General features: G+C 61.1%; 23 protein-coding genes. 6 read left to right on the top strand and 17 right to left on the bottom strand.

Annotated elements, in window-relative coordinates; translation table 11 throughout:
• Positions 1-65: 65 nt before the first annotated feature.
• Positions 66-401 (bottom strand): ATP-dependent Clp protease adapter ClpS, encoded by a 336-nt coding sequence (gene clpS / locus ACP7AL_RS11820; protein WP_024575101.1) that lies wholly within the window; start codon positions 399-401, stop codon positions 66-68.
• 668 nt (positions 402-1,069) lie between these two features.
• Here clpS and ACP7AL_RS11815 point away from each other — a divergent pair.
• Entirely contained in the window at positions 1,070-2,419 is a 1,350-nt protein-coding gene (locus ACP7AL_RS11815) for a pilus assembly protein TadG-related protein (RefSeq protein ID WP_425991489.1), read from the top strand.
• Between the two features lie 73 nt (positions 2,420-2,492).
• Here the strand turns inward: ACP7AL_RS11815 and ACP7AL_RS11810 are convergent, their stop codons facing one another.
• Positions 2,493-2,831: a phasin family protein gene (locus tag ACP7AL_RS11810; RefSeq protein ID WP_006020947.1), complete on the bottom strand. Its 339-nt coding sequence runs from the start codon at positions 2,829-2,831 to the stop codon at positions 2,493-2,495.
• A 400-nt stretch (positions 2,832-3,231) separates the two neighbouring features.
• Between ACP7AL_RS11810 and ACP7AL_RS11805 the strand changes: the two genes are divergently transcribed.
• The gene (locus tag ACP7AL_RS11805) at positions 3,232-5,223 is read left to right on the top strand and encodes a serine hydrolase (RefSeq protein WP_425991487.1); all 1,992 of its coding nucleotides are present in this window, start codon (positions 3,232-3,234) and stop codon (positions 5,221-5,223) included.
• A gap of 221 nt (positions 5,224-5,444) precedes the next feature.
• Here the strand turns inward: ACP7AL_RS11805 and ACP7AL_RS11800 are convergent, their stop codons facing one another.
• From ACP7AL_RS11800 to ACP7AL_RS11780, 5 genes are all read right to left on the bottom strand, one after another.
• Positions 5,445-6,179, bottom strand: a complete 735-nt coding sequence (locus ACP7AL_RS11800; protein ID WP_425991485.1) for a DnaJ domain-containing protein — start codon at positions 6,177-6,179, stop codon at positions 5,445-5,447.
• A gap of 130 nt (positions 6,180-6,309) precedes the next feature.
• A complete protein-coding gene (locus ACP7AL_RS11795; RefSeq protein ID WP_425991483.1) occupies positions 6,310-7,056 on the bottom strand; it encodes a VWA domain-containing protein in 747 nt (248 codons plus the stop codon).
• 86 nt (positions 7,057-7,142) lie between these two features.
• On the bottom strand, positions 7,143-7,322 hold the full coding sequence (locus ACP7AL_RS11790) for a hypothetical protein (RefSeq protein WP_425991481.1): 180 nt from the start codon (positions 7,320-7,322) through the stop codon (positions 7,143-7,145).
• Positions 7,323-7,487: 165 nt separating this feature from the next.
• Complete coding sequence (locus tag ACP7AL_RS11785) at positions 7,488-8,342, bottom strand: alpha/beta fold hydrolase (RefSeq protein WP_425991479.1); 855 nt, start codon at positions 8,340-8,342, stop codon at positions 7,488-7,490.
• Between the two features lie 329 nt (positions 8,343-8,671).
• Positions 8,672-9,592, bottom strand: a complete 921-nt coding sequence (locus ACP7AL_RS11780) for a division plane positioning ATPase MipZ (protein WP_425991477.1) — start codon at positions 9,590-9,592, stop codon at positions 8,672-8,674.
• Between the two features lie 186 nt (positions 9,593-9,778).
• Here ACP7AL_RS11780 and panC point away from each other — a divergent pair, with 186 nt between their 5' ends.
• Positions 9,779-10,630: a pantoate--beta-alanine ligase gene (gene panC, locus ACP7AL_RS11775; protein ID WP_425991475.1), complete on the top strand. Its 852-nt coding sequence runs from the start codon at positions 9,779-9,781 to the stop codon at positions 10,628-10,630.
• 1 nt (position 10,631) lies between these two features.
• Here panC and ACP7AL_RS11770 read toward each other — a convergent pair whose 3' ends face one another.
• The 5 genes from ACP7AL_RS11770 to ACP7AL_RS11750 form a co-directional block, all read right to left on the bottom strand.
• Positions 10,632-11,069 (bottom strand): DUF1489 family protein, encoded by a 438-nt coding sequence (locus ACP7AL_RS11770; RefSeq protein WP_425991473.1) that lies wholly within the window; start codon positions 11,067-11,069, stop codon positions 10,632-10,634.
• A gap of 57 nt (positions 11,070-11,126) precedes the next feature.
• The gene (locus ACP7AL_RS11765; RefSeq protein ID WP_425991472.1) at positions 11,127-12,101 is read right to left on the bottom strand and encodes a hypothetical protein; all 975 of its coding nucleotides are present in this window, start codon (positions 12,099-12,101) and stop codon (positions 11,127-11,129) included.
• Positions 12,102-12,171: 70 nt separating this feature from the next.
• The gene (locus tag ACP7AL_RS11760) at positions 12,172-12,363 is read right to left on the bottom strand and encodes a hypothetical protein (protein ID WP_006020957.1); all 192 of its coding nucleotides are present in this window, start codon (positions 12,361-12,363) and stop codon (positions 12,172-12,174) included.
• Between the two features lie 283 nt (positions 12,364-12,646).
• Positions 12,647-13,012 carry a YidB family protein gene (locus ACP7AL_RS11755; protein WP_425991469.1) on the bottom strand — a complete coding sequence of 122 codons (366 nt, stop codon included), beginning with the start codon at positions 13,010-13,012 and terminating at the stop codon, positions 12,647-12,649.
• 15 nt (positions 13,013-13,027) lie between these two features.
• A complete protein-coding gene (locus tag ACP7AL_RS11750; RefSeq protein ID WP_425991467.1) occupies positions 13,028-13,684 on the bottom strand; it encodes a glutathione S-transferase family protein in 657 nt (218 codons plus the stop codon).
• A 139-nt stretch (positions 13,685-13,823) separates the two neighbouring features.
• Here ACP7AL_RS11750 and ACP7AL_RS11745 point away from each other — a divergent pair, with 139 nt between their 5' ends.
• Positions 13,824-14,504: a DUF599 domain-containing protein gene (locus ACP7AL_RS11745; protein ID WP_006020960.1), complete on the top strand. Its 681-nt coding sequence runs from the start codon at positions 13,824-13,826 to the stop codon at positions 14,502-14,504.
• 47 nt (positions 14,505-14,551) lie between these two features.
• Positions 14,552-14,827 (top strand): DUF3253 domain-containing protein, encoded by a 276-nt coding sequence (locus ACP7AL_RS11740; protein ID WP_425991465.1) that lies wholly within the window; start codon positions 14,552-14,554, stop codon positions 14,825-14,827.
• Positions 14,828-14,899: 72 nt separating this feature from the next.
• On the opposite strand, the gene ACP7AL_RS11735 is transcribed toward ACP7AL_RS11740, so the two are convergent.
• The 4 genes from ACP7AL_RS11735 to ACP7AL_RS11720 form a co-directional block, all read right to left on the bottom strand.
• Positions 14,900-15,706, bottom strand: a complete 807-nt coding sequence (locus ACP7AL_RS11735; protein WP_425991463.1) for a YdcF family protein — start codon at positions 15,704-15,706, stop codon at positions 14,900-14,902.
• A 44-nt stretch (positions 15,707-15,750) separates the two neighbouring features.
• Positions 15,751-16,569 carry an aldo/keto reductase gene (locus ACP7AL_RS11730; RefSeq protein WP_425991461.1) on the bottom strand — a complete coding sequence of 273 codons (819 nt, stop codon included), beginning with the start codon at positions 16,567-16,569 and terminating at the stop codon, positions 15,751-15,753.
• A 97-nt stretch (positions 16,570-16,666) separates the two neighbouring features.
• Positions 16,667-16,981: a helix-turn-helix domain-containing protein gene (locus tag ACP7AL_RS11725; protein ID WP_425991459.1), complete on the bottom strand. Its 315-nt coding sequence runs from the start codon at positions 16,979-16,981 to the stop codon at positions 16,667-16,669.
• A gap of 105 nt (positions 16,982-17,086) precedes the next feature.
• Positions 17,087-17,551 (bottom strand): hypothetical protein, encoded by a 465-nt coding sequence (locus tag ACP7AL_RS11720; RefSeq protein ID WP_425991457.1) that lies wholly within the window; start codon positions 17,549-17,551, stop codon positions 17,087-17,089.
• 64 nt (positions 17,552-17,615) lie between these two features.
• On the opposite strand from ACP7AL_RS11720, the gene ACP7AL_RS11715 reads away from it, so the two are divergent.
• The gene (locus tag ACP7AL_RS11715) at positions 17,616-17,840 is read left to right on the top strand and encodes a hypothetical protein (protein ID WP_244434520.1); all 225 of its coding nucleotides are present in this window, start codon (positions 17,616-17,618) and stop codon (positions 17,838-17,840) included.
• Between the two features lie 92 nt (positions 17,841-17,932).
• Here the strand turns inward: ACP7AL_RS11715 and mgtE are convergent, their stop codons facing one another.
• Positions 17,933-19,363, bottom strand: a complete 1,431-nt coding sequence (mgtE, locus tag ACP7AL_RS11710) for a magnesium transporter (RefSeq protein ID WP_425991455.1) — start codon at positions 19,361-19,363, stop codon at positions 17,933-17,935.
• Positions 19,364-19,482: the final 119 nt, after the last annotated feature.

The following is a 19,482-nucleotide window of genomic DNA, read 5'->3' as shown; positions in this document are numbered from 1 at the left end:
GCAACCTGTTTGTACGTACTCTCGAAATCTCATCCGGTTCCCACAAAACGAACGAGACTCAAATGCTACTTCTTTTCCATCACGCATTGCAAAGGATGTTGGTGTTTCCGGGCAAAGTCCATCACCTGCGTCACTTTGGTTTCGGCGATCTCGTAGGTAAAAACGCCACATTCGCCGATGCCATGATGATGCACATGCAACATGATCGTGGTCGCGGCTTCAACGTCCTTGTTGAAGAACTTCTCTAGAACATGAACAACGAACTCCATCGGGGTGTAGTCGTCGTTCAGGATCAGGACGCGATAGAGGTTCGGCCGCTTGGTCTTCGGCTTCACTTTGGTGATGACAGACGTGCCCGGACCACTGCCTCGCCCGCTGCCGTCGTTCTCGTCCTTGCTCATACGCAGGCCAAAGGAGGAGGTTCGTTCGCCGGGCACCTCGGGTGCCGGGACTGGTACCGGGTATGAAGACACGTGCAGCATGGCCTGAAAGTTCAAAATCCCCACGGAACGGCAACCCTGCCCGAGGCAAAGCGCCCTTTGATCACATTAACAATATGGGTCGCCGCGCGCCCTCCCGCAAGCATACCGTTACCGGCTGAAACCGTGCCGGACAGATGGCGTCGCATCGGCGCAACCACCGCCTGTGGTTAATGCAAGTGCCCGGAATTCACGTCAATTTCGCCGCATCGCATTGAGACGATGTTGAGGATGTATCGGGATTAAAGGCCGGAACAAGCCGCTTTATGGGGCATTTTACGTAGATTGGCGTCAACTTTTACCGCCCCTTCATCGCCGGCTTCTACGACATGGCAGGACCATTTTTGGTGACCGCCATGAACATTGCATCCATTTTCAAGCGTTCCATTGCCTCAGATGCGGCCTACCCGGCCGGCGAATCGATAAAATTCGAACCAGGTGCGCAACTCGGCCTTGACCATGAAACCGCGACACAGGCGCCGCCGGCCGCCTTGTCCTCAGGTGTACCCGTTATTCACCGCAGCATTTTACTACCTCTTCACGCCTCCGGCCTATCCCGCATCCCAGAACCCTACTCTTCTGGTGACGCCATGAACGATGCATCGATTTTCAATCGGGTCCGCAGACCGCTCGCCCGCTTCCGCCGTGCGGAAGGCGGCAATGTTGCCGTGCTGTTCGCCATTGCGATCGTCCCGCTCCTGGGTTTCGTCGGCGCAGCCGTCGACTATGCCCGCGTCAACAATGCCCGTACCGCCATGCAGTCGGCGCTCGATACAGCGGCCTTGATGATTTCAAAGGACGTGACCGCCCTGACCGCCTCTCAAATCAACCAGAAGGCGCAGGCTTACTTCAACGCGCTGTTCAACCATCCAGAAGCGCAGAACGTCACCGTGAACGCGGTCTACACCAACAGCACGTCCCAGGGCTCGAAGGTGGTACTCACCGGCTCGGGCTCGATGGACACCGATTTTATGAAGATGGTCGGCCTTCCCAAGCTCGACTTCGGCGCGAGTTCGACCACGGTTTGGGGCACCACCAAGCTGCGCGTGGCGCTGGCGCTCGACAACACCGGATCGATGGCGAGCTCGGGCAAGATGGATGCCCTGAAAACATCCGCCAAGAGCCTGATCGACACCTTGAAGACCGCCGCCAAGACCGATGGCGACGTTTACATCTCCATCATTCCGTTCGCGAAAGACGTCAACGTCGGAACGGGAAACAAGAGTGCGAAGTGGCTGCGGTGGGACCTTGGCCAGTGCGCCAACTGGTGGGGAAGCGCCATCGGCTTCATGACGCAGAGCGACTGTAACAACGCCAACGGCAACTGGACGTCGACGAAGTCCAATGGCTGGACTGGCTGCGTCTCCGATCGCGACCAGAATTATGACACGCTGAGCACCGCGCCATACAATACGACCGCGACCGCAAACAACCTGACCGATCGCGCCACCCAGTTCCCGGCAGAGAACTACTCGGACTGCCCCGCCGAAATAATGCCTCTGACCTATGACTGGACCGCTCTGAAGAACAAGGTCGATGAGATGCAGCCGCAGGGCAATACCAACCAGGCCATCGGCATGGCATGGGGCTGGATTTCGCTGCTCCAACAGGCACCGCTGAACGCGCCTGCTGAAGATTCCAACTTCAAGTATACGAAAGCCGTCATTCTGCTTTCGGACGGCGATAACACCCAGAACCGCTACAGTTCGAGCCAGTCGTCGATCGATTCCCGCCAGAGGCTGCTGTGCGACAACGCAAAAGCCGCCGGCATACAGATCTATACGATCCAGGTGAATACCAACAACGACAACAACTCGAGCGTGATGTCGTATTGCGCGAGCAGCAGCAGTAACTACTTCTCGACGACCAGCGCCAGCGGCATCAATACGGCATTCAGTTCGATCGGCACCGCGCTGTCGAAACTGCGCATCGCGAAGTAAACAAAACAGATCACGGCAACAAAAAAGCCCGGCTGCAAAGCCGGGCTTTTTCTCTTGGTAGAGAACCGTAAAATTAGTGAGTGGTCGCCGAAACCTTCGCGACGATGCCTTCGAAAGGCTTGAACGCCTGCTTGGCGAGATCGGTGTAGAGTTCGCCGATCTTCTGCGACTCAGCAACGAACGTTTCGTACGAGGTCTTCGCGTATTCGGTCTGAAGCTCGATGGCCTTTTCGATCGACTTCACGCCGGACAGCTTCTCAACGAAGGTCTTGGTGTCTTCGAACGACTTCTTGGCGTAGTCGCCGTAAGCGGTAGCAATCGACTGAAGGCCGCTCGAGAAGGTGTTGGCGGATGCAACCGCTGCGTCGAACTGCTCTTTGCCGAACTGCTGAAATTCTTCAACCTTGACCATTACACAGAGTCCTTTCCCAGACTGATGACCTGACCTGCCGGGAGGTACCCGGCTCCCTAACCACGACTTTGGTAGTACTGCATTGCACAATAGAAGTCAAGAATCTTGTGCGTCGCACAATCGTCTCAAATCCGAGACAAAAGTGAAGCATCGCGGAAACTCTTGCTTAACCCTTTTGAAACCGTGGCCACCTACTTTGATTCCCTGTGCTTTTTGCATTCGGCGATGAATTCGAAAAGCGGCGCGGTTCCAATGCCTTAGCCCGGATCAGCGAACATCCGGCACCGGCTCCCGAGCCGCGGCTTCGCGTGGACGACCCAGCTCCCGAAATTGGGCTGTGGCCGGACCAAATTTGGCCTCAGAACGAGGCGAATAAACTGGGAATCGGACGGGGAAATTCATGCTTGGGGTCAAATCGTCGGCGTCTTCACGCGCCCTCCGCCTTTGCCTTCTCGGCGTCGCCACCCTCTCAGTGGCCGTCACCTTTACGCTCGACACCGCCGACGCCCGGCGGCGTCACCGGCACCGCAGCCACGCCGCCGTATCCAGTTACAGCCCCTCTTTCTCCTCGATCATCGTCGATGCCAATTCCGGCAACACGCTTCAGGCCACCAGCGCCGACAGCCTGCGCCACCCCGCTTCGCTCACCAAGATCATGACGCTCTACATGCTGTTCGAGCGGCTGGAGAGCGGCAAGATGAAGCTCGATACACCAATGGACGTGTCGATCCACGCATCGCAGCAGGCGCCCACCAAGCTGGGTCTGCGTCCCGGTCAGACACTTCGCGTCGAGGACGCGATCAAGGGCCTCGTGACCCGCTCCGCCAACGACGCCGCCGTCGTGATCGCCGAGGCGATTGCCGGCGACGAGGACGATTTCGCCAAGGCGATGACGCGCAAGGCGCGGGCGCTCGGCATGAGCAAGACGGTTTACAAGAACGCGTCGGGTCTTCCGGACAGCGATCAGGTCACCACCGCGCGCGATCAGGCCACGCTGGGCCGCGCCATTCAGGACCGCTTCCCGAAATACTATCGCTACTTCGCGACCGAAGCGTTCAACTACAAGGGCCGCTCGATCCGCAACCACAACAAGCTGCTCGGCCGCGTCGAAGGCGTCGACGGCATCAAGACCGGTTATACCCGCGCCTCCGGCTTCAACCTCGTCACCTCGATGAAGCGCGGCAATCGCTATCTGGTCGGCGTTGTGATGGGTGGACGCAGCGGCGGTTCGCGCGATGCGATCATGCGCAACCTGCTGGCCGAAAACCTCGACGCGGCCTCGACCCGCCGCACCGTTGCCGCCATCACCGAACGCGGCGACACCAGGGTTGCGAGCGCGGATGACAACGATGAAGACGAGACCAAGGTCGAGGCCAAGGCTGAATCCAAGTCCACGCCCGCCGCAGCGGTTCAGGTCCAGGGCGCGATCAAGGTCGCATCGACGCCGCCGGAAGCCGTTCCGCTTCCCGCTCCGCGCGCAACACCGGCGACACCAGCAAGAGCTGTTGCTGAAGCTCAGGACAAGCCAGCTCCCGCTCCGCTCACCAGCGGCGTGATCTCCTCGCAGACTTTCGCAGCCATTCCGGGTTCCGCCGAACCGATGACACCCGTGCGCGTCAAGACGGTTCAGGTCCGCATGGGTCAAACCAAGGTTGCTTCCGCGGCCCCGGGTTCACCTGCTCCGGTTGCCACCAGCGCCATCCCGGCACCGCAGAAGGCCGAGGTTGCAGAAACCTCGAAGGCCATTGTCGCCAGGGCCGAAACAAAGGCCGAAGCCAAAGCGGAGACCAAGGCCGACCGCCGTGCCGAGCCCTGGCCGGTCGCTTCCAATCAACCGCGCAGCGATTTCCCCGCTCCGCTCCCGGCTCAGCCCAACACCAGCAACGGCATCGGTCAGGGCATCATCGGCTCCGCTCCCGCCCCGAGCCCTTCGTCATCGACCCCGCACGCGCAGACGCTGGCTTATGCAGATCCCGGCCGCGGCGCACCGCCCACCACGCTCGGCGCGCAGGCCGTCGCTCTCCAGACCTCCACCGCTCCGCCGCAGCAGCCTGCTCCACAGCCCGTTCAACAGGCCGCGTTGTCACCTGCACAGCCGGCGCAGACCCAGACCGTGCAGCACAACGGCGCGATCAAGACCGCCGTGCGCTCGGGATGGATCATTCAGGTCGGCGCCCTCGAAACCGAGAGCGAAGCTCGCCAGCGTCTCGACGCGGCCCGCGGCAGCGCCAGCAGACTGCTGAGCGACGCCGATCCGTTCACCGAGACCGTGTCGAAGGGCAACAAGACGCTCTACCGCGCACGCTTCGCCGGCCTCAATCAGGACTCCGCCGAAGCTGCATGCCGCACGCTGAAGCGCTCCGATATTTCCTGCATCGCCATCAGGAACTGATCGCGAAAACACAATTCAAGATCGGAAAAACAAAGCCCGCGGTTGTGCCGCGGGCTTTATCTTTTTTGCGGGGCGCGCGCGCATTCAACCATTTTTCAAGATTTGGTCTCTAAAACCTTAATCGCAGGATCGATCACGCCGGACAACGGCGGGCGTCCGCAGGGGCATTTCAATCAGAGGAAGGCTGCTCGCAGTTTGTAGCGTGATGTTGCGTGCTGGAGTCAGCGATGATTGCGAAGAAGAGTGTCCTTGGCTTCGTTCACACGGGCAGCGAGGTACGTCGAGCCCCCTTGGTCGGGATGCAGTTTCTTCATCAGCCCACGATGGGCCTTGCCGATTTCGTCGCGCCCCGCACCCGGCTTCAGGCCAAGGATCTGATAGGCCTCCTCCGTCGTCATTTTTCCACTCGGCGCCGGGCGGCGATCCTCGCTTCCACTCCGCCCTGTCCCCTCGCCCTGCGCGTGCTCACGCCAGGCGGGAAACCGGCGGTCCAGATAGCTTTCCAGAAGAGCCCAGCTCTCGGCGTCGAACCCGCGCGCAAGAGCAATCAGTTCGTCGAGCGTGAATTCGTCGAGTACGCGCCCCGCTTCGGGTCCGGCGGTAATAAGCCCCTCAAGCGCTCCAGTGTCGTGGTCGAGCGTCATCTCTATAAACTGGGACCTTACCTGGGACTTCTGCCCCTGTGATTTCCAGGCGCCGGGGCCGTAGTTGCCCCAGGCCGAACCGAGCTGCGCGCCGAACGGCGACCACCCGAGCAGACCTGCGCCGAAAATGCCGAGCGGGATCGCCACCGCAAGCTCGCCTCTGGCCCCGATGAACAGCGCCGCGGCCAACGTCACCACGCCGCCGCCGCCACGGATGATCTTCGCGAGCCATTTCGGATCGGCGCCCTTGATGATGTTCAGCGCCACGTAAAGCAGCGCGACAGCGACAATGCCTGCGATCAGGGTCGGCATGGCGTAGAATCATCCTTGCAATCGTTCGTCGGCAGTGCGCGCTACCGACACGCATACCTGATCTATGGTGATATCGGGATTTGTTAAGCTGATATATTGCGAAATAACGCCGCGCCTGTCCTGCTGACGATTACTTCATCTGCCCAAGCAAAGCCGCAGCGCCCGAGGTGTTCTTCGCCAGCCTCAGGAGGGCATCGCGCCCGCCTGCGGCGTAGGCGGCTGCCGCGCGCAGAAGCTCACGCAACTGCGCAGCCGAACCCATGTCGAACCGGCACCACGCCCCTCCGGTCAGCCGCGCGATCTCACGGAACGCCGCCTCCGCCGCCGGGTCGTTGCCTTCCTGAAACATGAAGCACGGCACTTTCAACAACCCGAGTTCGCCCGCAGTGGCGCACAATGCGTCGACGTTTTCCTCCATCGCATCGCCCACGAAGACGATGGCACGCACGCCGGAGGCGACAGCCTCGCGCCGCGCGTCCGCCAGCACGCGCCCAAGCTGGGTCCGCCCGCCCTGACAATCGATCCTGCTCATCAGTCTGGCGAGATGCGCCGTATCCGAAATCCATGGACTCGCGCGGCACTCGTTCAAACCGCGGTAGTACACGAGGCGAACCGAAAGTCCGCCGATGCTGCCGGCTTCACGAAACATGTCGGCCTGAAGCTGGCACGCCATGTCCCATGTCGGCTGACGGCTCATGGTCGCATCAAGCGCGAAGATCAGCCGGCCCGTCCCCGCCTTGCCGGGCGTCATCGCCCGCGCCTTGGCAACGAAGGCGGCGATGTCGGCCGACGCCGATGTCTGCACGTCCCGCTCCGTGCGACCGCGCCCTGTGACGGGCTGCTCGCGGGATTTCGGAATGGTCGGATCGCGGGTCATCGGATCTCGCGGTTGGGGGCGAGTCCTATGTGGAGCGTGGAGAGCGCTTGGTCAATTCTCAGGCGAAAGATCGCTAAAGGATCGCCCTACTCGATCGGCACCGCGAGTCGCCCGATAAGCTCGACGACCTCGTTCAGCCGCCGGTCATCGTGCTCAGCCACGGCGCGCGCCAGGCGCGACATGCACTCATCGTCACTGATGACGTGAGCGATCTGGTCTTTCACGGACGGAACCAGACCGGGAGATTGAAAAGAGTTGACGGGCATGGCTCTCACCTCATTTGCCATTTGGATACATCCAAACAAGCAGAAGTTATGCCACCAACGGAATGTGGCGAGAGCAAGCAGGAATCATTTGCGATGGGGTTGTTTCACGCAAACGTGCGATGCGCCGGGGTAAGTCCGGCGACACCAACCGTGATCGCAACTTCGTTAGTTGATGGGCGGGGCAACCTGCGCCACGGAGTCAGGCTTCGGCATGGAGATCTTCTTGGTCGTATCGACCGGCGCGAGCTTGCTATTGTCTTCGGCAAGGAACTTGTCGAGAACGCCCTGGATAGACGTCTTCACATTATCAGGCCCACGATCACTCATGTCGGTATGCTGGAAGCCCGTGTTGACCACGGTGATCCCGGACTGATCGCACGTATCATCATCCGGCACGACGCCAGGATCGGCCTTAAAAACGGGGTCTTTCGAACGGAACGACAGGATCTTGAATTTGCCTTCGGTGAGGAACGGCACGCGAAGATTATCCAGCGTGACAATCTTTCTCACGTTCTCCGGATGCATTTTGGCGAAGTACATCGAGATGTCGCCGCCGTTGGAATGTCCAACCAGCGTGAGACGATCGTAATCTGCGTTGGGCTGGATTTTCCGCATCTGGTCGACTGCGAATTCGATGTTCGCCACGCCGCGCTGATAGACCGGCAGGCGTCCGACATAAAGCTCGCCAACCTTGGTGACCAACGGAGCATCGGTCGCCAGATCATGCTGAATGCTGGTTACGAAATATCCGCGAGCCGCAAGCACGTTAGCGAGGAAAGAGTATTCTGTGAATTTTACGGTATTGCCGTGATTCACCACGGCCACCGGCAAAGTGAGCATGCCGGCATTTGCCTGCATTTCCTTGTCACGGCGCACAGCAATCGCGACATCGATCTGGCGATTACGCGCGGCATCGTAGAACGTCAGAGTCTCGTGACGGATCGCCCATTTGCTCGCGGTGAAATACGCGACAACGACGATCGCAAACAGACCAAGCAGGATGAAAATTCCGCGCTTCATCACGTCCTCGAATTGTCAGGTGCCAGTCGGAATTTCGTCCAGACCGCCCTTCACGACACAGTGTTTTAGAATCCTTGTCACTTGTCCAGTTAGATGATGACAGACTAGCGACAAACCAACTTAATTCCACGTCATGTCTCTGACAGAGACCAGTAAATTGTGCGATGCATCAAACGTGCCACCGGCAGCCAAACGCGCCGCTTGGTCTACCGCAGGTAAATAACAACCGCCTATTCGTCGATACGTTCGAATTTTGCAATAAAAATTCGCTCTTTTGGCTATGGAACTGCTCCGGGAACGCAAAGGAACCCGGCAGTTCAGCCTTAAATTTAGGCCGTAAGCCCATGATTTTCGAGAGGGCGGTCGACCTGGGCGAACCATTCAGCACGGGTCGCGGCCCGGCGGCGGCCTCGCTCGTCGAGCGGGAGCTTCAGGTGACGCAACAGGCCGGTCACCTCCTCGCGGGCAGTCACATGGGCCATGTTCGGGCGGGTGCCCAAGGTCGCCTCGTCCAGATCGTCGAGGGCAGTCAGGCCCCGCGGGAAGAACTCGCGGTAAACCACGCGCTCGGCGAACCCGTCCACGGGGCGGAAACCGAGTCGGAACGAGAGCTGGTCGAGCCCCTCTGCGATCAACTGCTTGTTGCGCGATCCCAGCATCGACAGCCGGTTCCGGACGACGATCCAGTCGGTGGTCGCGCCGTCGAGGTCGCGGCGCTGCTTGCGCGCAACCTTCACCATGGTCGCGTAGTGGCTCTCGCCGATCACCGAATAGGTCGCCGGGTCCACCGAACCAAGAACGTCGAAATCGAGGAAGCTGTCGTTGATCGGCGTGACCAGCGTATCGGCCATCGAGTGCGCCAGGCGCATCAGGTAGCTGTCGGTCCCGGGCGTATCGATGACGATGAAGTCGTAGGTTCGCTCCACCGCGCTGACGGCGGCCGAGAACTGCTCGAACTCGGACATCTCGTTCTCGCCGATCTGCATGCTGGAGCCCAGGGCAACACAGCAGTGGTGCGGCAATTCGAGGGAGAGCCCGGTGCGCTGGACCCAGGCCCGGCGATTCTCGATGTAACGGGTGAAGCTCTTCTGGCGCGAGTCGAGGTCGATCGTGGCAACGCGCTGCCCGGCTTTGAGCAAGGCAACGGCGACGTGAAGCGCGGTGGTGGACTTGCCCGACCCGCCCTTCTCGTTGCCCAGCACGACGACATGCGCCGACCCGGACTGCCCCTGACTCGCCTGCAAAAGCATGCAAAAACCCCTGTGGATATCTTCAGCCAAGTCCAGAAAGAATCAAGTGAAATTCGATTGGCTCATACTTCATGATGAATCGCCGTGCAGTCTGCGCGAAGACGACGGGCGGTCGTTGGCTCGCAGCACCACCTTTGTTAAGACTAGCGCCCACCCGACAATCACCCGTTGCACACACCGGCACGAATGACCCGCTCCCCCATCATCGCACGTTCGCTTTCGTCCCTTCATCGCGCGCGCACCGAACTCGGCAAACGCAATGCCACCCTCGCCCTCGTGCCGACCATGGGTGCGCTCCATGACGGCCATGTGTCGCTGGTTCGTCTCGCCAAACGTCGTGCACAGAAGGTCGCCGTATCGATCTTCGTGAACCCCACGCAGTTCGCCGCGCACGAAGATCTCGGCTCCTATCCGCGCACATGGAAGGAGGATCTTGCACGCCTCAAGGCAGAGGGTGTCGACCTGATCTGGAATCCGGATGTGAAGACGATGTATCCGGACGGCTTCGCAACCAGGGTTGCGCCCGAGGGACCGGCACTTGCAGGGCTTGAAGATAAATTCCGCCCGCACTTCTTCGGCGGCGTAGCGACCGTCGTCGCCAAACTGTTCGCACAGGTGCGCCCTGACATGGCGCTGTTCGGCGAGAAGGATTTCCAGCAGCTCAAGGTCGTCACGCGCATGGCGCGCGATCTTGATCTGGGGGTGAAGGTTATCGGCGGCGCAATCATCCGCGAGCGCGACGGCCTCGCGATGTCGTCGCGCAACGTCTACCTGTCACCCGACCAGCGCAGCACAGCGCCTGTTCTGTTTCGCACGCTCAAGGCCACGGCGAAGCGGATGCGCGACGGCGATAACTTCAAGGCCGCGTTGTCCGACGGCGCCGATCTCATCCGTCAGGCTGGCTTTGCCCTCGACTATCTCGAGGCGCGGCACGCAGAGACGCTTGAGCCGATTTCCTCGCTGAACGATGGACCGGTGCGGCTGCTGGTCGCCGCGAAAATCGGAACCACGCGGCTGATCGACAATATCAAGGCTTAGGCTAAAGAAGACCCAGCTCGCGCAATTCGCGCCGCATCGGTTCGGGCATCGCGGCGACGCTGGCAGCGGCCTTGCCAAGATCCGGCGGCGCGCTTTTCGGATCGAGATAACGCCAGCCCTGAAACGGCCGCATCGGCCGCGGCGCTACCGCAATCAGCTTTGGCTCCATCACGAGGCGGCATCGTCCGATGCCATCCTTGTCGCGAAACGGCTCGATGCCGAGAATTCTCTCGCGCGCGGCGATCTCGCCCTTGATGACCCAGTAGATCGATCCGCCGTCGAGAAGTTCGTCGACGCGTTTGGGAGACATCCGGGTGACGTGGATGTGGCGTGGGGGCTGGCCCTTCGCCTTGGCCTGCTTCACGCGTTCGGCAATCCAGCCCCGAAGATCCTTGATGGAGGTGGCACCGACGCTGAGCTTGACGAGATGAAGCGGCATATTCGGAAATCGCCAGCGGGACGCCGGAGCATGGCGCTTAAAATAGAGGAAGAGCGATCAGTTATCATCGCTCTCTTTGGGTGGCGCAAGCTGCACGGGCGCTTGTGCACGCGATTTCTGTGGCGCAGGCGCAGGTGCGGCCTTCTTCGCGGCGGCCGGTACCGGCTGCGGATTAATCACCGCGCCAGGCACGCTACGGGCCGCCGGCGCGGCCGCTGGTTCCGACGAGCGCTGTGATGCCTGGGCGCCCTGCGCAGCCGGCTCAGGCGACATGATGTTGATCGGAGGGATCGACGCCGCACTCGGGAAATCACCCGACACCGGCCGTCCCGGCGGCGGCACGGTGCCAAGCGCCGCGACGGGTGGTGCTGCGCTCGCGGTAACCGGCGGAGCGTTCCAAGCGGCAGCGTAGCGGCCGACAAAGCCGTCGTAGAGATTTTCGCTCATGTTGGACGAAATCTGCCCCGAATTGGTCAGCGACTGGAAGAACGGGCACGGCGCCGAGAGTGAGCACCCCTCGCGCGTCTTGAGCACCTGAGCAACCAGTCCGTAACGATCGCGTTCGATCGCCCGCCGCAGAGCGTTGAGTTCGGGTGTCATGACCTTGTTGGCAGCAGCGACATTGCCAAACGCGGCAAGACGGGTGATCTGCGCGGCGGTATAGGACACGCCGGCCGCAACGGAATCGGCTGACGCAAACAACGCCTTTTCGCAGGCGGCCTCGACGCTCTCTCCGGCAAGCCCGTCGAGACAGGCCAGCGCCGGAAGAGAAGCCCCGGATTGAACGGAAGATCTGGAATCGCCGGACGAGCCGCCGGCCACACCGGACGCGCGGATCATGGTGGTGACCGCAATGCCGATAGCCAGAAGCGTGATAACGGTCAGCGCTCCGTTCGCGACCGATCGCTCAGCACGAAAGAGCGTGACCAGGAGGATAATCGCGAAGAAGCCCGCTGCGGCAATGGTCAGCCACATCGGCAAGCTTTGCGAATTCCAAAAGTTCTCGATCGACGTGGCCAAAGCCCGGTTCATGCAAGGTCCCCTTCACAACGAACCAGACCAAGCGCTGTAACCGCGGCAAAATTCCGTCAAGCCAAAATTGTCAGGCGACGGCGAGCTGGCTTTCCTTGGCCACACGCTCGAAGGCTTCGGTCGAACTCTTGATACGATACTGGCAGTCGTCACCGTCTGTCGGCAGAAGGCGGATCACTTCGTAGGTTCCGCTGGCGGCTGGCCGCGCCACATTGCTTGCCGTGAAATAGACAGTCTCTCCAACGATGTATTTGTGCTTCAACACCCTGCTCCATCACGCGATACGCGCATTTTGGCGGCCTGCCGTTGTCCGGCAAAGCCAGTTTGACGCCCGGCAGAGGTATAGCACGCAGAGCCCCCATTTGCCAGATAAACCAGCACATGGGTAATGACGAAATAACTTCTATTTATCAGTGCCTTGAAGGCCTTTCGAGGGCCTTGCGCCCGCGGCAAGGCAGGGTCCAGCCGCGTGCAATGCCGCAATTTCGCCTTATCTGCGCGACGGAACGATTCCCCGGCAAGTTCAGTGCGTTAACGGGATAATCTCAGGCGCTCTCCGGCAACGCTCCTTCAGGACTTGCCCGATCAACTGCTCCGGGCAAAACCTGCGCGAGAACAGTCGAGAGCTGATCCATCGGAATCCCGAAACGGGTCGCAAGTTGCCTCACCACATCGTTGCCTAGCACCTGCTGGAGCTGCTGCGCGCTCACCGGCAGGTTCTGGCCGGTGCCGATCCAAGACTTCACCTGCTCGCCGAGCCCGGCCTGCTCGAGCCTGGCCACGATCGCTGACAACCCGCCTTGGTTATCGCTGCCGAGCACTTCGCTGAGGACAGCCGGAATGACGGCTGAGTCCAGTTCGCTCGCCGCCCTCGCCGCCATCACACTGGTCAGCATGTCGAGAATTCCCATTATGCAGTCCCCGGGTTAGTCGATCTCGAATCTTTCGATAAGCAGCGTCTCGGCCAGAGCCGCATCGCTCCATTCACGGAAAGCTGCATTCGCCTGCATCGTTTCCATATAGTCGCGCACCGGCGGCGTTACATCGATGGCATAGGTCCGGAACCGATGGACCACCGGCGCATACATCGCATCCGCACCGCTGAAGGCGCCGAACAGATATGGCCCCTGCCCGCCGTACCGGGCCCGGCATTCGGTCCAGATCTGCTGGATGCGCGCGATGTTCGCCCTGGCATCGTCGGAGAGCGGCTTTGAGCGGATCGGACGATGAATGTTCATGCCGCATTCGTTGCGAAGCGCCATGAAGCCGGAATGCATCTCTGCCGAGATCGAGCGTGCATGAGCACGCGCCACGACGTCCTGCGGCCACAGACGCGCATCCGGAAACCGCTCGGCGGCGTATTCGATGATCGCCAGCGAATCCCAGACCGTGATGTCGCCGTCGACCAGCGCCGGAACCTTGCCCGACCGGGTGACATCCAGAATGCGCTGCTTGGCAGCATCACCGGTGTAGAGCGGAATGACGATCTCGTCGAAGATGATTCCCGTCCCTTTCAGGGCCATCCACGGCCGCATCGACCATGAGGAATAGTTCTTGTTCCCGATAACGAGCGTCAAAGCCATCGATTGAGTTCTCCCTGCAAAGTCAACCTTGCCACGCCCGGCGCGCGGCACGCAACCAGCCCCCGGAAACGCCAAAACTGCTTCGCAGCGGCTGGCTTCCTGTCTATCGTGACAGGCATCATTCAGAAGGCATCGAATCGTGAACCTGTTTGCAACTGCCGACCTCGTGGCGATCGCGTTCTTCGTCCTGGCTTGGATGGTCTACGCGGTCACGCTTGAACGCACCGCGCATGGACGCAACAGCCTGAACGCCCGCATGAGCATCTATCGCGAGGTGTGGGTCCGGCGCATCCTCGATCGCGAGGCGCGGATGGTCGACATGCAGATCATGGCCTCACTGCAGAACGGTACGGCCTTCTTTGCATCGACCACATTGCTGGCGATCGGCGGCGGACTGACGTTGCTGCGATCGACCGAAGAAGCCATGTCGGTGCTCGCCACGCTCCCGCTGGGCATCCGAAGCTCTCCTGCGCTGTGGGAAATCAAATGTGTCGGGCTGATCGTGATCTTCGTCTATGCGTTTTTCAAATTCTCATGGGCCTATCGCCTGTTCAACTACGTCGCCATCCTGCTCGGGGCGATGCCCTTTGCCGAGAAGCGCGATACGCCCGAAGCGCAATCCCATGTGATGCGAACCACCAAGCTGTTCCAGTCGGCGGGACGGCACTTCAATCGCGGCCAGCGCGCGTTCCTGTTCGCGCTGGGCTATCTCGGCTGGTTCATCAGCCCGTGGGTCCTGATCGCAACCACGTTGGCCATCGTGGTCGTGATCTGGCGCCGCCAGTTCGATTCCGACGCCTATCGCGCGATGTCGAAATAGCACCCTGCGCGCTTGCCGCGCGGGTTCGGATGCGTCATGGCATGGTCATGAACCATTCCGATTCGAAAGCTCTCGATAACCTGTCGCTCGAGGACGCCATTCTCGGCGTGCTGGCGCGCGCCGAGGCAAAGACTCTCAGCGCGCCGGAGATCGCTCACGCCATTGCGGCCGGCGACGACTGGCATGGGCTGCTGGTGCCGATCAGAAGGTCCGCTGTAGCCCTCGCGCAGGCAGGCCGCCTTGTGATCTACCGCAAGGGCAAACCCGCCGACCCGAATGAATTTCGCGGCGTCTATCGCCTCGGCCTGCCGCGGCACGATTAAACATGGGCATGACCTGATCCGAAAACCGGCGCCGCCTCGGGTCAAGCCCGATGGCATGCTGCGGGATCAGGCCTAGTTAATCTTGCGCGGTCCCGGAAAAAACTCGCTGCTGCGCCCCGTCGCCCAATAGGCGATCAGCCCGATCCACTCATGAACGGCGACGTCGGTACGCGCCAGGCCAGCGCTCAATGCCGTAAACGGCATCGCCGCATCGTTCCAGCCGCGCGTGCGCCAGTCGACCGGATAGGCTTCGACCTCGAAGCCGGCCTTGCGAAACGCACCGATGGAGCGCGGCATGTGGAACGCCGATGTCACAAGCAGCCATCGCTCGCCCGGCTTTGGTGAAACCAGCTTGCGCGTGAACTCGGCATTCTCGGCAGTGGTACGAGAACCCCCTTCCAGCACAATGCGCGAAGCCGGTGTTCCGAAGTCCTGTAACAGATCGCCGGCGATCGGCGCCTCCGATACCGGCTCCTGAATCAGGTTCGCGCTGCCGCCACTAAAGACAATACGCGCTTGCGGATAGCGCCGGGCCAATTGCAGCATTGTAATGATGCGCTCGGCCGCCGCGTCCATTTCCAGCGAGCCCCGCGCCTGACTGCGCTCAGGATCGATGGAGCCGCCAAGAACGATAATCCCGTCCGGCGTACGGCCCGCCGCGCTCCACGCCGGAAAGCGTTCGGTCAGGGGCAGCAGCAGCAGATTGCCGAGCGACAAATAGCCGAAGACCAGCATAAAAATGACGCCGAGTCCGAGAAGGCGCGACCCCGCCTTGCGGAAACGCGTCAGCAACAGCAGCGCGCCGAGCGCGCAAAGCATTGCGACCGCGTTGGACGGGACGACGAAGAAGCCAAGAATCTTGGAGACGGCGAAGAACATGCCAGCCCTGAATGGGCGATCCCCGCGGCAAGATCAAGCCGCACTCAATCCCATTTGGGGGCAAAACCGAAATCGGTGATGCGGCCGCTGCGCGTCCCCATTGCGAAGATCTCGGTCATTTCGTCGTCAGTCAGATTGAAATCGAAGATGTCGAGATTTTCGGACAGGCGCTCGACCTTGGATGTGCGCGGGATAGCCACCACGTCCTGCTGGATCAGCCAGCGCAAACAGACCTGCGCCGCGCTCTTGCGGTATCGCGCGCCAATCCGGTTCAGCGCTTCCGCATTCTTGACGCGCCCCTTCGCGACCGGACTGTACGCGACCAGCGCCAGCCCGTTGGCATGACACGCCGCAAGCACCTTGTTCTGGTCGAGATACGGATGATACTCGACCTGATTGCAAACCAGCGGCGCCGCAGCTTTCGCCACAGCCTCCTCGATCAGCGCCACGGTGAAATTTGACACTCCGATGTGACGTGTGAGACCCAGCTTCCGAGCCTCCACAAGCCCGCCCAGCGTTTCTTCCAGCGGCACCTGCGGATTGGGCCAGTGCAGCAGAAGCAGATCGACTTCGGTCATGCGCAGGCGCGCGAGGCTTTCCTTGGTCGAGCGCAACAGATCGTTCGGAGCAAAATGGGTGGTCCAGACTTTCGTGGTGACAAAGACGTCGGCCCGCTTGATGCCGGAGGCGCGTACGCCCTCACCGACTTCGCGCTCGTTCTCGTAAATCTGCGCTGTATCGATATGGCGATAGCCAAGCCGAAGCGCCTGCTCGACGATACGCGCACAGGCACGATCACGTAACTCCCACGTTCCCAGACCTATCGTCGGGATGTTGGCGCCGTTCGCTTCAACGGTGTGCATCGCATGCCTCAGCGTCGTTCCATGCCGGAAGGCTCACCATCTTGCGCCGCGCATGCCGCATTGCCAAGAACAGCGTGTGACGGAACTGTCATGCGGGTCAGGACCGCCGCGCGAGAGCCGCGAAAACCATATCGGGCTCGTGAGCGATCACGGTCAGCAGCGCGCGCGCCGGACCACGCGGTGAACGCTTGCCCTGCTCCCAGTTGCGTATGGTCTCGAGAGGAACGCCGAGCCGTGATGCGAATTCGGCCTGCGTCAGTTTTGCGCGAAGGCGCAGATCACGCACGACCGGTGCTGTGGTGGCTCCACGTGATGGCGCGTTGCTGCCGGGCATGTCAGGCACGAGCGGAACTTCCCGCCCGTCCAGCACCTCGACAATCCGTCCATCTGCCTTCAGCCGTAGCCGCTGCATGTGACACCTCCGCAGACCGGAGGGTCAACCCAACATGGTTAATCGACGGTTAACAGAAAGCCCCGTCCGGAAAGCCGATGTTTCCGGACGGTCTTGTCGTGCAGGTTATCGCATGCGCGCGTTGGCTTCGCGCCACGAACGGCGTCCGCCACCATGAGCGAAGCGAAGGCCCATCTCACGGCCGCCCGCATCGTCATAGGAAATGTGGATGTGCTGCACGCGCCCGGAATCGGTCGAGTAGCCGCCGCTCCAGCCCTTGAGCTGCGCGTAGATGCAGCCATAGGGACCACGCACGTCCACGGCCTTGCCCTGCGCATGGAGCGACATCCGGCGCGTTCCTGCGATGCGCGTGTGGCGAATGCCCGAGATTGCCTGCGTTCCCGGACACGCTGCCTGAATCGATGCGAGCTTGGCGGCCAACGGACCGATGAGACCGGCGGAATATCCTTCCGATGCATGGGACGCGCGCTCGGCGACCGCACGCGGTGCCGGTTCAAAGTTGCGCTGAGCGCGTTCAAGCGCCCGCTGTTGCCGCCTGCTCAGCCGAGGCGTCGCCGCTGGCTGCATCATGGAAAATGCGGGCTCCACTCGACGCTGACCGCGCTGACGCGCGTGAACAGGATTGTCGACTCCGATGCATGGCATCGTGATGTTGCATTCTGGTGCGACGGCCGGTGCACGAACGCGCGCTTCGGCCATCGAGGACAACGCACAAAGCGCCGCCACGGCGGTGACTGTTCTAATCAAAATTTTAGCTCCGGATGATTTTGGCGTGATGGACGGTCGCGTGCGACAACGTCACGTTCGCCTAAGATTCAAAGAGGCCGCCAAAACATCGATGTTTTGCGGCATGCGATGATTTGGTTTTATTGCGGCAGGTGGCGAGAATGAGGCGCTGGTGTGCCCATAGACCCATGCAAACGCAAGGAACCTATGTCGAAACGGGCAGCGTTAACTTTTGAGTCCGAACCACAGCGTCGCGATACCAAGAAACGCGAAGAAACCGACGATGTCGGTGACCGTCGTCACGAAGGTGCCTGATGCAACGGCTGGATCGGCGCGCAGGCGCTGAAGCGCCATCGGAATGAGAATGCCGCCGAGCGCGCCGGCGACGAGATTGCAGATCATCGCGAGACCGATAACGATACCGAGGCCGGAAGTCTTGAACCACACCGCAGCCGCCACGCCGGTGATAACAGCGAATGCCAGCCCATTCACCAGACCTACGAGACCTTCGCGCATGACAACGCGCCATGCATTGTTTGAGCCGAGTTCGCGAGTGGCGAGTGCGCGCACTGCGACCGTCATGGTCTGAGTGGCCGCGTTTCCGCCCTGACTGGCCACGATCGGCGCCAGCACCGCCAACGCGACCATCTTCTGCAATTCGCCTTCGAACAGGCCTAGCACCGCCGACGCAAGAAACGCCGTCGCCAGATTGACCAGCAGCCAGTTGAACCGGCTCTTGGCGATGGTCCACACCGAGTCCGACAACTCTTCGTCACGGGCGACGCCGCCAAGAGCCTTGATGTTTTCGTCGGCCTCCTCCTCGATCACGTCGACGACGTCGTCGATGGTGATAACGCCCACGAGATGATCCTCGCTGTCGGTCACCGGCGCGGCGACAAGATTGTACTTGCCGAACATCCGCGCGACTTCCGCGATGTCCTCGTGATCTGAAACCCGGCGGCGGTCCTCGTCGACCAGATCCATGATCGGCCCCGGCCGCCGCGCGCGCAGCAGCGCATCGAGAGGCACCGCGCCTTTCAGGCGCTTGTCCCTGTCGACCACGTAAATCTCGTAGAACCGGTCCGGCAGTCCCGGCGTGTCCCGCATGTATTCGATGGCTTGCAGGGCGGTCCAGTTGTCCGGCACCGAAATGCACTCCGTCTGCATGCGGCGGCCGGCGGAATTTTCCGGGTAGTCTAAACTGCGCTCCAGCGCGACACGCTCGGATTGCGGCAGCTTCTCAAGGATCTCTTCCTTGTCTTCCTCGTCGAGGTCCTGAAGCAGTTCAACGGCGTCGTCGGAATCCAGTTCGCGAACGCCTTCGGCGACCGTTTCCGGCTCCAGCTCTTCGAGGATTTCCTCGCGAACCGTGTCGTCGACCTCGTTAAGCGCGGAGAAGTCGAAGGCCGCACCGGTCAGTTCCACCAGCCGCGGCCGCAGATCGGGCTCCAGCGCCTCGATCAGATCGCCGAGATCGGCCTCGTGGAGTTCGGCGACGATTTTCTGAAGAAATGCGGAATCGCCCTGTTGAACCGCATCGGCAATCATCCCGACAAACCGGGCACGAATTTCGCCGTCTTCATCCCTCATGGGATATTGGTCCAGCACGGAATCGTGAGGGGCATCCGCCTCGGCAAGGTCTTGTTGATCGGCCATGCCGTGCCTCACTGGTTCAATGGAGGTCCGCTGATTTGCGTGTGCGTTTCAGGCAATACCCAATCGACACCGCCGGGCGCAATGCTAAATGTGCGGCGCGCGAAATCCGCGCGTCCGGG

This window comes from Afipia sp. DC4300-2b1, from assembly GCF_049895725.1.
In the GTDB taxonomy this organism is placed as follows: Bacteria; Pseudomonadota; Alphaproteobacteria; order Rhizobiales; family Xanthobacteraceae; genus Afipia; species Afipia broomeae.
Note: the sequence above shows the minus strand (reverse complement) of the source record. Positions and strands in the feature narration are given on the sequence as shown.

Coding starts and splice junctions, on each gene's coding strand:
- clpS (WP_024575101.1), bottom strand. CDS start 401: ATGAGCAAGGACGAGAACGACGGCAGCGGGCGAGGCAGTGGTCCGGGC.
- ACP7AL_RS11815 (WP_425991489.1), top strand. CDS start 1,070: ATGAACGATGCATCGATTTTCAATCGGGTCCGCAGACCGCTCGCCCGC.
- ACP7AL_RS11810 (WP_006020947.1), bottom strand. CDS start 2,831: ATGGTCAAGGTTGAAGAATTTCAGCAGTTCGGCAAAGAGCAGTTCGAC.
- ACP7AL_RS11805 (WP_425991487.1), top strand. CDS start 3,232: ATGCTTGGGGTCAAATCGTCGGCGTCTTCACGCGCCCTCCGCCTTTGC.
- ACP7AL_RS11800 (WP_425991485.1), bottom strand. CDS start 6,179: ATGCCGACCCTGATCGCAGGCATTGTCGCTGTCGCGCTGCTTTACGTG.
- ACP7AL_RS11795 (WP_425991483.1), bottom strand. CDS start 7,056: ATGACCCGCGATCCGACCATTCCGAAATCCCGCGAGCAGCCCGTCACA.
- ACP7AL_RS11790 (WP_425991481.1), bottom strand. CDS start 7,322: ATGCCCGTCAACTCTTTTCAATCTCCCGGTCTGGTTCCGTCCGTGAAA.
- ACP7AL_RS11785 (WP_425991479.1), bottom strand. CDS start 8,342: ATGAAGCGCGGAATTTTCATCCTGCTTGGTCTGTTTGCGATCGTCGTT.
- ACP7AL_RS11780 (WP_425991477.1), bottom strand. CDS start 9,592: ATGCTTTTGCAGGCGAGTCAGGGGCAGTCCGGGTCGGCGCATGTCGTC.
- panC (WP_425991475.1), top strand. CDS start 9,779: ATGACCCGCTCCCCCATCATCGCACGTTCGCTTTCGTCCCTTCATCGC.
- ACP7AL_RS11770 (WP_425991473.1), bottom strand. CDS start 11,069: ATGCCGCTTCATCTCGTCAAGCTCAGCGTCGGTGCCACCTCCATCAAG.
- ACP7AL_RS11765 (WP_425991472.1), bottom strand. CDS start 12,101: ATGAACCGGGCTTTGGCCACGTCGATCGAGAACTTTTGGAATTCGCAA.
- ACP7AL_RS11755 (WP_425991469.1), bottom strand. CDS start 13,012: ATGGGAATTCTCGACATGCTGACCAGTGTGATGGCGGCGAGGGCGGCG.
- ACP7AL_RS11750 (WP_425991467.1), bottom strand. CDS start 13,684: ATGGCTTTGACGCTCGTTATCGGGAACAAGAACTATTCCTCATGGTCG.
- ACP7AL_RS11740 (WP_425991465.1), top strand. CDS start 14,552: ATGAACCATTCCGATTCGAAAGCTCTCGATAACCTGTCGCTCGAGGAC.
- ACP7AL_RS11735 (WP_425991463.1), bottom strand. CDS start 15,706: ATGTTCTTCGCCGTCTCCAAGATTCTTGGCTTCTTCGTCGTCCCGTCC.
- ACP7AL_RS11730 (WP_425991461.1), bottom strand. CDS start 16,569: ATGCACACCGTTGAAGCGAACGGCGCCAACATCCCGACGATAGGTCTG.
- ACP7AL_RS11725 (WP_425991459.1), bottom strand. CDS start 16,981: ATGCAGCGGCTACGGCTGAAGGCAGATGGACGGATTGTCGAGGTGCTG.
- ACP7AL_RS11720 (WP_425991457.1), bottom strand. CDS start 17,551: ATGATGCAGCCAGCGGCGACGCCTCGGCTGAGCAGGCGGCAACAGCGG.
- ACP7AL_RS11715 (WP_244434520.1), top strand. CDS start 17,616: ATGCATGGCATCGTGATGTTGCATTCTGGTGCGACGGCCGGTGCACGA.
- mgtE (WP_425991455.1), bottom strand. CDS start 19,363: ATGGCCGATCAACAAGACCTTGCCGAGGCGGATGCCCCTCACGATTCC.